Source organism: Psychromonas sp. KJ10-10, assembly GCF_047323245.1.
Classification (GTDB): domain Bacteria; phylum Pseudomonadota; class Gammaproteobacteria; order Enterobacterales; family Psychromonadaceae; genus Psychromonas.
In genome coordinates this window covers 1,217,507-1,230,211 of sequence record NZ_CP178826.1, presented here as the reverse complement: position 1 = coordinate 1,230,211, position 12,705 = coordinate 1,217,507, and the positions used below count along the sequence as shown (strand labels likewise).

7 protein-coding genes and 3 pseudogenes are annotated in these 12,705 nt (G+C 38.2%); 2 read left to right on the top strand and 8 right to left on the bottom strand.

Annotation, left to right across the window (positions count from 1 at the left end; all coding sequences use genetic code 11):
• Nucleotides 1-283: 283 nt before the first annotated feature.
• The 4 genes and pseudogenes from ACLKMH_RS07085 to frsA all read right to left on the bottom strand — a co-directional run bounded on the left by ACLKMH_RS07085 (nucleotide 284) and on the right by frsA (nucleotide 4,356).
• Nucleotides 284-1,530 (bottom strand): annotated as a pseudogene (locus ACLKMH_RS07085) (glutamate-5-semialdehyde dehydrogenase).
• A 19-nt stretch (nucleotides 1,531-1,549) separates the two neighbouring features.
• Nucleotides 1,550-2,674: a glutamate 5-kinase gene (proB, locus tag ACLKMH_RS07080; protein ID WP_413701417.1), complete on the bottom strand. Its 1,125-nt coding sequence runs from the start codon at nucleotides 2,672-2,674 to the stop codon at nucleotides 1,550-1,552.
• Nucleotides 2,675-2,772: 98 nt separating this feature from the next.
• Entirely contained in the window at nucleotides 2,773-3,165 is a 393-nt protein-coding gene (gene crl, locus ACLKMH_RS07075) for a sigma factor-binding protein Crl (RefSeq protein ID WP_413701416.1), read from the bottom strand.
• Nucleotides 3,166-3,210: 45 nt separating this feature from the next.
• Entirely contained in the window at nucleotides 3,211-4,356 is a 1,146-nt protein-coding gene (gene frsA, locus ACLKMH_RS07070) for an esterase FrsA (protein ID WP_413701415.1), read from the bottom strand.
• Between the two features lie 624 nt (nucleotides 4,357-4,980).
• Here frsA and ACLKMH_RS07065 point away from each other — a divergent pair.
• Entirely contained in the window at nucleotides 4,981-5,628 is a 648-nt protein-coding gene (locus ACLKMH_RS07065) for a GGDEF domain-containing protein (RefSeq protein WP_413701414.1), read from the top strand.
• A gap of 1 nt (nucleotide 5,629) precedes the next feature.
• Nucleotides 5,630-5,863, top strand: coding sequence for a GGDEF domain-containing protein (locus ACLKMH_RS07060; RefSeq protein WP_413701413.1), 234 nt, complete (start codon nucleotides 5,630-5,632; stop codon nucleotides 5,861-5,863).
• 108 nt (nucleotides 5,864-5,971) lie between these two features.
• Here ACLKMH_RS07060 and tilS read toward each other — a convergent pair whose 3' ends face one another.
• From tilS to lpxB, 4 genes and pseudogenes are all read right to left on the bottom strand, one after another.
• On the bottom strand, nucleotides 5,972-7,099 hold the full coding sequence (gene tilS, locus ACLKMH_RS07055) for a tRNA lysidine(34) synthetase TilS (RefSeq protein ID WP_413701412.1): 1,128 nt from the start codon (nucleotides 7,097-7,099) through the stop codon (nucleotides 5,972-5,974).
• Nucleotides 7,100-7,230: 131 nt separating this feature from the next.
• Nucleotides 7,231-10,743: pseudogene (gene dnaE / locus ACLKMH_RS07050) on the bottom strand (DNA polymerase III subunit alpha).
• 91 nt (nucleotides 10,744-10,834) lie between these two features.
• The gene (gene rnhB / locus ACLKMH_RS07045) at nucleotides 10,835-11,449 is read right to left on the bottom strand and encodes a ribonuclease HII (RefSeq protein WP_413701411.1); all 615 of its coding nucleotides are present in this window, start codon (nucleotides 11,447-11,449) and stop codon (nucleotides 10,835-10,837) included.
• Nucleotides 11,450-11,464: 15 nt separating this feature from the next.
• Nucleotides 11,465-12,614: pseudogene (lpxB, locus tag ACLKMH_RS07040) on the bottom strand (lipid-A-disaccharide synthase).
• Nucleotides 12,615-12,705: the final 91 nt, after the last annotated feature.

Genomic DNA, 12,705 nt, shown 5'->3' with positions numbered 1-12,705 from the left:
AAAGTCAAAACACTAAAAACCCCATTCATATTTCTACGAATGGGGTTTTATTATAAATAAGTTGTTAGCTCTTAGTTGTCAGTTATTAGTGAAGTCAATTACTAATAACTGACAACTAATGACTTCGAGGCTCAATGCTCGCGACTCGCGACTAAAGGTAATAAAGCTTCGAGTAACGAGCTTCTAGCCTCGAAAAACTATGACCCCATGTCTACTACTTTATTGGGGTCATATCAAACTTATGACTAACCGCTAATCACTAACTACTTACTAATGACAGCGATTATTTGCGTGTTAAATATTCACCGACACCAATCCACTTATAAGTGGTTAACTCTTGTAACCCCATTGGACCACGTGCGTGCAATTTCTGCGTAGAAACAGCCACTTCAGCACCCAAACCAAACTGGCTACCATCAGTAAAACGTGTGCTTGCATTCACATACACAGCGGATGAGTTAACTGCGTTTACAAACTGGTTTGCAACAGTAAAATCATTAGTCAAAATACCGTCTGAATGTTGTGAGCTGTGCTCACGAATATGAATTAATGCTTCATTGAGATCAGTGACAACTTTAACCCCAAGGTGAAGTGATAACCACTCACGAGAAAAATCACCCTCCTCAGCATCTCTTGCGTTATCGCCTAAAATGGCCTTCGCTTTTGGCTCTGCAACTAATGTCACACCTAAAGGCAGTAATTTATCAGCTAGCTTTGGTAAAAATTCAGTCGCAATATCCTGCTGTACTAATAACGTGTCTAAAGCATTACAAACCGACGGACGTTGTACTTTAGCATTTTCAACTATCGCTAAAGCTTTTTCCATATCCGTTGATTTTTCAGCGAACAGATGACAGATACCGATGCCACCGATAATAACAGGGATATTACTGTTCTCTTTACAGAACTGTTGTAAACCTGAGTTACCACGTGGAATAATCATATCAACGTACTGATCCATTTTTAACAATTCGCCAACTAAAGCACGATCAGTATTTTCAATATATTGCACTGCTGTTTTAGGTAAACCTGAAGCAACCAATGCGTCTTGAATCACTTTAACCAAGATAAGGTTAGAGTTAATGGTTTCTTTACCACCACGTAAAATACTTGCGTTACCCGTTTTTAAACAAAGCGCGGCAATATCAATAGTCACATTTGGGCGTGCTTCATAAATGACACCAATAACGCCTACTGGGACACGACGTTTACTGAGTTTTAAACCATTTTCTAATAATTTACTGTCAAATTCTTCGCCAACCGGGTCGCTTAGATTAATTACACTTCTAAGGTCTGCAATAATACCCGCTAGACGCGTTTCATCTAATAACAAACGATCCAGTAATGCCTCTGTTAGGCCCGCTTTTTTACCCGCTTCAATATCTTTTTTATTTGCTTCAACAATCACTTGTTCATTAGCTTCCAATGCAACAGCAATCGCTTCAAGCGATGCATTTTTTTACTGCTATCTGCAATAGCTAATTCGTAACTTGCTTGTTGTGCTAATTTTCCAATTTCTAATAAATTCATTATCTCTCTCAATTTTTAATTAATTCAAAGCAATACTGAGATCATCACGATGTATCACCACCGTGCCATGCTCATAACCTAAAATACTTTCAATTTCCTGTGAATGTAGGCCTTTTATTTTTTCAATATCTGCACTTTTATAACGCACGATACCACGCGCTAGTTCATTACCCGCTTTATTATAAACAGCAACTACATAACCACGTAAGAAGCCTCCTTTAGTGCTTAATACGCCTGTGGCAAGTAAACTGGCTCCTTTTTGCTTAATTGCCAGTTCCGCACCTTCATCAACGATGATCTTTCCAACGGCTTTAGAGCCTGCAAAAATCCAATTTTTACGCACCTCTAATCTATCATTCTTAGAAACAAAACAGGTGCCAACTGATTTATTTTGAGTCGCATCGATGATGACGTCCTTTTTATGCCCTGAAGCAATTACAACTTCAATGCCTGCACGATGTGCAACAGTCGCAGACTCAATCTTTGTTGCCATACCTCCGGTACCTAAGCCACTGACACTTCCACCAGCAAGCGCATGTATTTCATCGGTGATTTCAGTAATTTCAGTGATTAACTTAGCATCAGGATTAGTACGGGGATCAGCGGTAAATAATCCTGCCTGATCGGTTAATAATAGTAGCTGATCCGCATCGGCTAACAAACCTACAAGGGCGACAAGGTTATCATTATCTCCTACTTTGATTTCAGAGGTTGCAACTGCGTCATTTTCATTAATCAAAGGAATAATACGATGATGTAATAAAGTCTGTAAGGTATCACGTGCATTGATAAAACGTAATTTATCACCAAAGTCTGCACGGGTAAGTAGCATTTGACCAACATGCAAGCCATATATTTTGAAAAGATTTTCCCATTCGCGAACTAACTGCCCCTGACCAACCGCGGCTAGCATTTGCTTATTAGCAATAGTAGGCAGAATATCAGGCATATTTAAATGTTCTTTTCCAGCGACAATCGCCCCAGAAGTCACTACAACGATGTTATGACCCTTCTTATGTAACACGGAACATTGGCGAACAATTTCAACCATATGTTCACGATCTAACTTTGCAGTGCCACTGGTTAAAACACTGGTGCCTAATTTTACAACAATGGTTTTTCTTTTTATTATATTTGCTTTCATATCAATCATTCATTAAGGATCAAAAAAACATAGGCCAAAAAAAACAGCAACGACAATATCGTTACTGTTTAAAAGTATATCATTTTTAGTTATTAGATTTAAGCCTCTGTTAGCGCCGTTTCTAATGGCACCAAACAAAAGCCCGTTTCAACCTCAATCAATGCTTTTAATCGTTCGATAAAAAGATCAAAAGAAGCGTCTAAGGTTTGTTGGTTTTCATGGGATATTTTTGTTACCACCCAATCTCCATCTAAATTATAAATACCATCATAACGCTCATAGTCAAAACCATTTTCATCGCGGCTAACAATTAACCACCAACCATAAAACTCACGTTCTTCAGGTTCTTTTGCATCATTCACACAAATATCTAAACAGTCAAAAAAGAATGAATTTTCAGTTGACTGTAATTTTCTAAAATAAGGCCCTAAATCTGTGAATACTTTAAATAGGCGCCCTCGAGATGGGGTTAACAGTAACTCTGATGTCATAATTATGTATTTCCTAAATGAGGCAATTAACCGCTAATCTATCATTCACTCGCCGATATGTCTTGTCAACCATTGCGCAGAATAACTTAAAGCGTTCAAAAATGATTCAAAAATGGGAGCTTTATCAATAATACGTACCTCGCCCTCATAACTAGCACGGGCAATAAGCTTTAAATCTGTTTCATTACAAAGGATATCACTTTTATGACCAATACTCAGTAATGGTGTGTCAATTCGCCTACGATATAACAATCCCTGTTTAATCAATGAAAAAGGTGCACAGTATTGATAGATATGACTTACATTAGAGTTGTTCAGTTGCATACGAGAAGCAATGCAATCTAATAACACTGGCGGTATTTTTTCAAAATTCTCCAACTTGTCAAAAATTGAGCCAACAGCGGCCCCCACTGCAACTACCGATTTAACAGAGGTTGGCTCTAGGAATGCCAAACGTGTTGCGATATTTCCACCAAAACGTATGCCCATTAAAGCGATACGATCATGATCTACCCATGGCACATCCTTTAAATGGTGAATAATCGCTTGGTGTAAGTTCGACGAATCCTGTTCCAATTTAATCTGCGAAGAATAGCCAATTCCAGGCAAGTCTACGGTTAACATCGCAATACCTGCAGGTGCAAGATCCTTTTCAAATAGTGGCAACAACTCACACTGTAAAGTATCCATTCCACCACTGACGATAGCAACAGGGTGAATAGTTTCAGTATCTGGTAAATGGAGGAAACAGGTAACTTCTTTACCATTAAAAGGAACTTTAATTTCTTTCAGAACGGCCTGTTTATTATGATTAAAGGATTCACGATAGCTATTAAAGGCTAATAATTGCGCCTGTATACTTAATTCATCGGTTTTTAAATGCGGATAACTAGCAATACTGTAAAACTGTGATGCGTTATAAAAGGCCTTTTTTGCTAATTCTGAATTACCTTCTTTAACATGCTCATTACCCTGTTTTTGATAACTCATGCCTTTTTTAGTCCACTCATAGCTCCAATTCCCTGAGCGAAAACCAATTACGCTATCAATAAGGCTTTCGTCACTGCGTGGATTTTTTGACACACTAATATGAGAAAGCACGTCATAGCAATCAATCAAGTCAAGGCCTTGCCAGGCCCAGAGCATAAATTTTAAAAGGCGGTACCAACCATCTTTTGATTCACCATCCATAATGATATCACCAAGTCTGACATTTTTTTCGAATTTGAATTGGCAATAATTGTTGAAGTCTCTTGCACATTTACTTTCTGAGAAAATAATTTTTCGGATAAGTTTTCAGACATAACGACCCATTTATTAGAAAAAGAAGTAGAGTAATAATAATGCGTAAAAACACTAATAATTTCCATCACTTCCTTTTAAGTTTTATGTATTTTTATAAAGAAGCATATTTCATTTGTTAGGTAAAATTGTCTCAATTCTGGATAAGCTAAACGATACAGCACTGTATGATATTTTTTAAGTGCTTGATACTTTGTTTTATTTCACTTCCATTATCCAGAACTGAGGTAAATAATTAAATGCCAAAAAACCGTTACCCTATTATTATCTTAATAATAGATAGTAGCTATTTAATGATAGACTCAAAACATTTCATAAAAATACAACATCACAAATAAATCAATAGCTTACATAGTATAAGTTAACTTTATTCCTGCATTTCTTAAAGTCAAAATCCCAGAAAAATCGCATATAACTTCATCTTGGCACGAAAAGTGCTTTTAAATAACCATACAAAGAGTACTTTAATTATAATGAATATCTGTAATAGGACGTGATATGGAGGAAAATATTATGAAAGCAAATACACACTCAGTGTTAGCAAGCCATCCTACAGGTGAAAAGGTTTTTACGCTTATACATAATGATCCAATTCTTACTATAGAAGACCGTTTTAACTGTCTAGAAATATTACAGGAAAGTTTAGATCTGAAAGAGCTACTGACAAATTTTGCCGATATAGTGGCAAAATTGATCCGCCCTTTTAATGTCCGCTTTCAATCCGCTAATGGATTCTTTAGTTTAGATAATGTGAAGAAGTATCAATTTAGTAGTACCTTTAATTTACCTCTTTCATCCAAGTCACCAAGAATTGGAGCTATTACCTATCAAAGTGAAGTTCCGGTGTCAGTAGAAGAGAATAAGTTATTTATTGAATTACACCAATTATTGGTACCTTGTTTACGTCATTCACTAAAATTTTCTGAGCTCAGTGCACAAGCCTTTAAAGATCACTTAACCAATATTGGTAACCGTGCCTATTATGACGAAAGCTTACAACGTGCTATTGAGCAGAGCAGTCGAGGCCATCAATCTTTATCTTTAATGGTCTTTGATATTAATAACTTTAAACCAATTAATGATAATTTTGGCCACCTTGTTGGTGATAAAGTATTACAACACTTTGCGAGCAATTCTAACCAAGATAATACGCACTTCTGATATGGCTTTTCGCTTAGGTGGAGATGAGTTTACCCTGATTTTACAGCCAGGCGACCAACATTCAGTTGATAGCATTAATGAGCGCTTAGCAGTAGAAATTAGCAATACCAATTTTTTGACTGAGCTTAATTTCTCTGTCAGTGTCGGCTACGCACATTGGCAAATGGGAGAAGACGTTAATTCATTATTTGCGATTGCAGATAAAAAACTATACCGCAATAAAAAGCATAAATAACGTTTAAAGAATGCTAATGCGAAGCGAGTCTAAATAATTAGATTCGCATCGCCAGACGCCCACCGCTTCAACAAGAATAGAGTCAACAAAAACAAAAGGAATGAAATCTCAGCGCCAAGGTGGCACCTCATACTCATGCAATAATTTTTTCACACTTCTCGTTTTGTTTCTGCCAATCGGTTGGCATTTAATTGCATCTGACAACTGACTTCTAAAACACACTTCAACATGATGCTTTTCTATTACGAATGAAGCTGAAGTTTCAATTTTTAATCGCATCTTCCCTGCACATAAAGGCAATATCTGTTCGCCCTTCCAGACAATGATTTTATTGTCGGCTAATAGCTTTTTATCTTCAATAAGGTAAAGCTTCTCTCGGTACCGATAAAGTATTCTAGATTGTAGTTTAAGCTTCGGCGTCGCATCTGCTTGCGCTAAGGCAATATCTTGCCATATCGATGATAACTGTTTTGTGGATGGGTAAGTAAGCCCTGACTTTTTAAACCAAAGTCGTAACACATTGTCTCTTCGCGCTTTACTCAAGGATTGTAGAGCAGTGATACTTAAAACTAACGTTGCTAAAGCACACTGGGTGAAATCCTGTTCAATCAGTTCATCAACTATTGCCTGTTGAGTTTGGCAATGCAATGCGCTACGAGACACTGTTTTTCCGATTGAAGGCCAACGCGCTTTTAAAAGTGGCGTGATACTATGGCGAATAAAGTTACGATCAAAACGTTGATCAAGATTACTTTCGTCTTCAATCCAATCCAATTGATGTAACGAGGCATATTGCTCAAGCTGTTCACGGCTAAAATCAAGTAACGGACGGATCAAATACCCTTTATTTAAATTTTGTTTGCCAACAATCCCCTGTAATCCGGTTAAACCGGCACCACGCTTTAAAGCTAATAAAATAGTTTCTAGCTGGTCATCTTGGTGATGTGCAGTAACAAGGTAACTGTTCTCGGTGAAGTTTTCCTGTAACGCAGAATAGCGCGCATCACGCGCTAAGGCTTCGAGGCTACTGCGGCTTTTATCATTCAGCACAACACGATTAAAACGAAATTTAACTTGTAATGCTTCACTCTGTTGTTGACAGAAGTTAAGCCAGTGATCTGCATTCGGACTTAAGCCATGATGGATATGATGAGCAACGACATTTTTTTGTGTTAATCGAGAAAACAAGTGCAATAAAACCATTGAATCTAATCCACCACTTAGGGCAATGGTCAACTCTGCCTGGTTCTGGCACTAATTCTATAAGTTGTGCCTGAAAGGCAATCAATAGGTCATTGTTTTTCATTTATTTATTAACTGTTTATGCAAATAATCATAACGTACTTAAACCTCATTATTGAAACCCGTTAGGCATTAATATGATCAAAATGTAAGGTCACATTTTTTTCACCAAGCAATTTAGATAAGGCAAATAACAGTTCATCTGTTGGAGTAATAGCCCAAGATAATCCCAAAGAAAGTTCTGCTTGAGCAGTCGCATTAGTATATTCAATAAACACAGGACATACGCCCCCTCTTTCAGGCTCAAGGGCGACCTGTAATCGAGATTGAAAGTCAGTCTGTATATTATTAGCATTCACTTTTAAACGTAGTTTAGAAGCAAACCGCTCGCGAGCTTGTTCAATGCTCATCACTTCACGGGCATTCATCTTCAAACCACCATTAAAGAAGTCTTCGCTTACTTGCCCCTGTAAAATAATAATATTATCAGTGACTAATAATTCCTCATATTCATCTAGAAGATCTGCAAATACGGTAATTTCTAAACGTGCACTTTTATCATCAAGAGTAATGATCCCCATCCGTTTACCGGCCTTAGTGACCATCATTCGCATATTTAGTATTAAACCCGCAATACGGCTATTTTGCCCTCGGCGATTCGCGGTTAGATCTGCAATTTGAGTGCAATGAAAAGCACGAACATGAGGTTCATATTGGTCAATAGGATGGCCAGTTAAATATAAACCTAGGGTTTCCTTTTCACCTGCTAGCCATTGCTTCTCTGGCCACTTATCAACGGTTGAGAATTTATTATCAATTTCATCACTATCGGTGACTAAAACACCAAATAGGTCTGTTTGCCCAAATGATTCTGCTTTCTTATGCTGAATAGCGACTTCTAATGCACTCGGTAAATTAGCCATTAATGCGGCACGATGAGGACCTAAATTATCAAGCGCTCCCGCTAAAATAAGTTTCTCTAAGATTCGTTTACCACAGCGTTTCAAATCTATTCGCGTACAGAAATCAAATAAATCTTTAAATTTACCTCCCTCTGAACGAGCTTCAATAATCGCATCAACAGGGCCTTCTCCAACACCTTTTATAGCACCAATACCATAAATAATGCGTTGATTTTTATCGACATTAAATTTGAACAACCCCTCGTTAACATCTGGCGGACAAAGATTTAAGCCCATACGCTGACACTCAGCAACCAGGATCACCACCTTATCGGTATTATCCATATCCGCTGACATTACGGCGACCATAAAGTAGGATGGATAAAATGTTTTCATCCAAAGTGTTTGATAAGAAACTAACGCGTAAGCGACTGAATGCGATTTATTGAAACCATATCCCGCAAATTTTTCAACCAAGTCAAAAATCTTCATGGCTAACTCGCCATCAATGCCATTTTTAACCGCGCCTTCTTCAAAGGTCGCACGTTGTTTTGCCATTTCTTCTGGTTTTTTCTTACCCATTGCACGACGTAACATATCGGCACCGCCTAGGGTATATCCAGACAATACTTGGGCAATCTGCATAACTTGCTCTTGATACAGTATGATGCCGTAAGTTGGTTCTAGTATTTCCTTAAGTGATTCATCGTCGCCATTGTTCATCGGGGTAAGAAATCGCTTCTCGACCATGTTTACGCTCGATAAAGTTATCTACCATGCCTGAACCAAGCGGGCCTGGTCGAAACAATGCCACCAGTGCAATCATATCCTCAAAACTATCGGGCTGAAGACGACGGATCAAATCCTTCATACCACGTGATTCTAGCTGAAATACGGAAGTAGTTTCATAACGTTTTAAAAGCTCAAAACAAAGCGGTTCAGTCAAACTTATACGTTCAATATCAATTAGTTCTTTGCCATCTTCTTCGTTATGAGCATTAGCCATATCAATCGCCCACTGGACAATTGTCAGTGTTCGTAAACCTAAGAAGTCGAATTTAACCAGGCCCGCTGTTTCTACGTCATTTTTATCATATTGAGTAACTGGGTTATTACCTTCATCATCACAGTATAAAGGAGCAAAGTCGGTAATAGTGGTTGGTGAAATTACCACGCCACCCGCATGTTTACCTGCGTTTCGAATAGTTCCCTCTAACGTTCGGCACATATCAATAAGATCACGCACGTCTTCGCTACCGTCATAACGCTCCTGTAAACGGGGCTCTTCTTCAAATGCCTTACCTAGGGTCATTCCAGGTGTTGGCGGTACTAACTTCGAGATACCATCAACAAAGCCATAGGGATGCCCTAATACACGCCCTACATCGCGAATAACAGCTTTGGCCGCCATAGTACCAAAGGTAATAATCTGAGAAACGGCATCACGTCCGTATAATTCGGCAACATGGTCAATTACTTCATCACGCCTGTCCATACAAAAGTCGATATCAAAATCGGGCATGGAAACACGTTCAGGGTTAAGAAATCGCTCAAAAAGTAGCTCTAATTCTAGAGGATCTAGATCGGTGATCTTAAGTGCATAAGCCACTAGCGATCCGGCACCACTTCCTCGACCCGGGCCAACGGGAATTCGGTTATCTTTACTCCACTGGATAAACTCCATTACAATCAAGAAATAACCAGGGAATCCCATATTATTGATAACGTCAAGCTCGACCTGTAGTCGTTCATCATAGGGCTTACGAATTTCAGCAAAATCTGGACTATTTTTATCAAATAGAAACTCTAAACGCGCTTCTAATCCTTCACGGGAGACATCACAAAAGAATTCATTAATATGTTTACCTTGAGTTGGGAAGTCAGGTAAAAAATATTCCCCCAGTCTTAGGGTTACATTACAACGCTTAGCAATTTCAACACTATTTTGAAGTGCCTCAGGGATATCAGAAAATAATTCACACATCTCCTCTTCGCTTCGTAAATATTGTTCAGGGCTATAGTCTTTAGGTCGACGATCATCACCTAATGTATAACCTTGGTTAATACATACACGTATATCATGAGCATCAAATAATTTTTTCAGCAAAAACAACCTGATTGGTTGCCACAACAGGTAATTGATATTTAACTGCCCAATCAAGTGCTAAATGCAGATAAACCTCTTCATCAACACGATTAGTACGAATTAGCTCTAAGTAATAGCGTTGCGGAAAATGTGTTTGGTAAAAATGAGTGATTTGTTGCGCAACTTTATCATGGCCCTTTAATAAGGATTTACCTAAATCTCCCTCTTTGGCACCAGATAATATTAATACCCCTTCGCTATGCTCAATTAACCAATCTTGATCAATGACCGCACGACCGCCAACATGCCCCCGTAAATAAGCTTTTGAAATTAGTTCGGTTACATTTTTGTAGCCAACATTATCCATTGCTAAGGCTGTTAATCGAAATTGCTGACCTGCTAATAATTCACTTTTCACCCAGAAATCAGCACCAACTAGTGGTTTAATGCCTGCACTATGGGTCGCGCCGTAAAACTTCACTAATCCACAAAAATTCGTCTGATCTGTTATCGCCAATGCAGGCATATTCATTGCGACAGACTTTAGCAACCAAAGGTTTTACCTTGGTAAGTCCATCGACCATAGAAAAGTCTGTATGAACACGTAAATGAATAAATTTGGGATCCTGCTTAACAACTAACTCGGACATACAATTCCTATGAGGTAAAAATTTAGGCTTTAGGGCGTTAATGCTTGAAAGCTTGAATACCTTCCAGCGTTTAGCCTTCGGGCATTAATATCTATAAAAGACCTAATACTTTTTTAACGGGTTTAAAACTCTGGCGATATTCTGCTATTGCACCATATTTTTGTAAGGCTTCAAAATGCGCTTTTGTTGGATAGCCTTTATGTTTGGCAAATCCATATTGAGGATATAACTCATCTAGCTCCTGCATTTCTCTATCTCGGGTGACCTTAGCAATAATAGATGCGGCACTTATTTCAGCGACTCTACTATCACCTTTTACAATAGCCTCGCTTGGCATATTTAATTCAGGACAACGATTACCATCAATAAAAACAAATTCAGGTTGAATAGACAATCCCTGAACAGCTCGTTGCATAGCAAGCATAGTGGCATGCAAAATATTGATTTGATCAATTTCAGCAGGTGTCGCATAACCAATAGAAATACACAGAGCTTTTTGTTGGATTTCATCAAATAACAAAGCGAGCTTTTTTTCACTGAGCTTTTTGGAGTCCGCTAACCCTGAAATGGGATTATTTTTATCTAAAATAACGGCTACCGTAACCACGTTGCCAACCAGTGGCCCTCGTCCGACCTCATCAACACCAGCTATTAGATTAACATCAGGGTAAATCACATCGGGAAAAATTACCTTATCTTTACTCATTGTACAGCTTCGCCTTTACAAGTTTTTATTTTCTAATAAATTAACCACGGCTTGAGCGGCTTGATTATCAGCATCACATTTAATGAGTTTGTGCAGTTTCAGTAAAGGTTTGTATCATTTCTTCTCCTCCTTCACCGATTAATCGCTCTAACTCATTAACCATTTTTTCTACCGTACAATCATGCTGATTTAACTCCTTCACTACTTCTCGGTCTGCAATTAAATTAGGTAATGAAGTATATTTAACACTCGATAAAGATTTTGCAATCATATAAGTTAAGGCACTCACTTTATAGGCAACAACCATAGGTGCTTTAGCTAGCATGGCTTCTAAAGCGACCGTGCCCGAAGCTAATAAAACCAAATCCGCAGAGCGTAATACTTGACTCGACTGACCGTCGAATAAAGTAATAGGTAAATCAGGTGCAATCTCTTGCATTTGAGCCATAAACTGCTGTTTGCGACGGTCATTCACCATGGGCACAATAAAGTGGTATTCGGGGTGATTCTGATGAATAATTTTAGCGCTTTGCAAAAACAAAGGTCCTAACATAGCAACTTCCGCTTTACGGCTTCCCGGTAAAATAGCCATTATTTTTTGTTTTTTGTCTAAATTAAGGGTTTCTCTTGCAATGTCTTTTTCACGCTCAATCGGCAATTGATCTGCTAGGGTGTGTCCAACAAACTGACAGGGAACATTAAAACGATCATAAAATGCTTTTTCAAAGGGTAAAAAAGCTAACACTAAGTTCGTCGCTTTGGCGATTTTATGAATGCGCCACTGTTTCCAGGCCCATACAGAGGGGCTAACATAATGGATGGTTTTTATCCCTTGTGATTTTAATTTCATTTCTACCGTTAAATTAAAATCAGGCGCATCAATACCAATAAATATATCTGGTGGATTATTGATAAAATGTTGTGTAATGGCTTTTCGAATCGATAAAATACTACGTAACTTACCAAGCACTTCTACAAACCCCATCACTGATAAAGCTTCTAACGGGTGCAATGCTTTGCAACCCTGAGCTATCATTTTAGGACCCGCGATACCTTCAAAAATGGCATCAGGATAATGAACTTTGAGTGCTTTAATCAGCCCCTCACCGAGAATATCTCCCGAAGCTTCGCCTGCAATTAAGCCGATGCGCAATGGTTTTGACATAATTTGTTACTCATAAAATACTGTGAAAAAAAGGCTCTAAATGAGCCTTTGATAATATTTTCTATAAAATATACCAACCAAAATATTCTGA

Excerpts from the sequence above, each read along its gene's own strand:
- proB (WP_413701417.1), bottom strand. The coding sequence starts at position 2,674 with ATGAAAGCAAATATAATAAAAAGAAAAACCATTGTTGTAAAATTAGGC.
- crl (WP_413701416.1), bottom strand. The coding sequence starts at position 3,165 with ATGACATCAGAGTTACTGTTAACCCCATCTCGAGGGCGCCTATTTAAA.
- frsA (WP_413701415.1), bottom strand. The coding sequence starts at position 4,356 with ATGGATGGTGAATCAAAAGATGGTTGGTACCGCCTTTTAAAATTTATG.
- ACLKMH_RS07065 (WP_413701414.1), top strand. The coding sequence starts at position 4,981 with ATGAAAGCAAATACACACTCAGTGTTAGCAAGCCATCCTACAGGTGAA.
- ACLKMH_RS07060 (WP_413701413.1), top strand. The coding sequence starts at position 5,630 with ATGGCTTTTCGCTTAGGTGGAGATGAGTTTACCCTGATTTTACAGCCA.
- rnhB (WP_413701411.1), bottom strand. The coding sequence starts at position 11,449 with ATGAGTAAAGATAAGGTAATTTTTCCCGATGTGATTTACCCTGATGTT.